This is a genomic window from Lysinibacillus sp. GbtcB16, from assembly GCF_019091145.1.
In the GTDB taxonomy this organism is placed as follows: Bacteria; Bacillota; Bacilli; order Bacillales_A; family Planococcaceae; genus Lysinibacillus; species Lysinibacillus fusiformis.
Genome location: NZ_JAGXJV010000851.1, coordinates 1 through 237 on the forward strand (window position 1 = coordinate 1; position 237 = coordinate 237).

The 237-nt window shown below is 48.5% G+C and carries 1 protein-coding gene; it reads left to right on the forward strand.

From position 1 onward, the window contains the following. The coding region (locus KVT27_RS26080; protein WP_305799949.1) for an ArsA-related P-loop ATPase at positions 1 to 237 on the forward strand (237 nt) is incomplete at both ends.

A 237-nucleotide genomic window follows, 5' to 3' on the forward strand; every position in this document is an offset into this window, starting at 1 on the left:
TGCTCATAGTTTATCGGATTCTCTAGGCATTCAGCTTGGGGCGGAGCCAACATTCATCCATGACCGGTTGTGGGCGCAGGAAATTGACAGCTTGAAGGAGACGCAGCGGCATTGGGGAAGTGTGCGCAATTGGTTCACGAACTTCATGCAATGGGCCAACTTGGACGATATCGGATCTGAAGAGCTTATGGTATTTCCAGGCTTCGAAGAATTGTTCTGTTTGCTGAGAATCAAAGA